The 626-nt window shown below is 63.3% G+C and carries 1 protein-coding gene; it reads right to left on the minus strand.

Features of this window, described 5'->3' with window-relative positions:
• On the minus strand, positions 1–626 hold a 626-nt coding region (locus JJB97_RS18320), incomplete at both ends, for an S-type pyocin domain-containing protein (protein ID WP_238715521.1).

Raw genomic sequence — 626 nt, forward strand, 5'->3', positions numbered from 1 at the left:
GCTCTTCTCTTCCGGGGCCGGGGTAGTGGTGGCCGTGATGCCGGTATTGTCCGCCAGCGGGTCCACTATCACCGGATTCGGCAGCACCGGCCGCGCCTGATTTCCGGTATTTGACGGCGTGTTAACGCCGGAATGGTCCGGGGTCCAGATGATGGTGATGCGCGGCTCTTCCTCCGTGGTGAACGTGTACGCCTGATAACGGCTGTCCCACTCCATTTTGCGCACCCGCACCATATCCTTGCCCGGCGGCGTATGCCAGCCGCGCGGCGTAGGGTTGCCTTTGCCGTCATTTTCCCAGGTAAAACGCACCCGGGTAGGCGCTTCGCGCATCTGCTCGGCCCGCATCCGGTCGATAAAATCCTGCTCCCCGTCGTTGAGACGGCCAGGCATCATGCCTGTCAGCAATCCGGCAACGGATGCACCGGCACCGGCAACTGCAATCTCACCAAAGCCAGCAGCGGCACGCACCGCCCATGTGCCATAGGTCAGACCGCGCCCGGCGAGAGGCTCCAGCACGCTCGCTCCGGCAGTTGCCGTCTGCGCACGGGCAACAGCGGCAGCTGTTGCTACCGCCGCCTGATAGTTCATTTCCTCATGATTACCGTTCCACCATTTCCACAGGGCGC

Source organism: Tenebrionibacter intestinalis (assembly GCF_016632365.1).
Lineage (GTDB): Bacteria > Pseudomonadota > Gammaproteobacteria > Enterobacterales > Enterobacteriaceae > Tenebrionibacter > Tenebrionibacter intestinalis.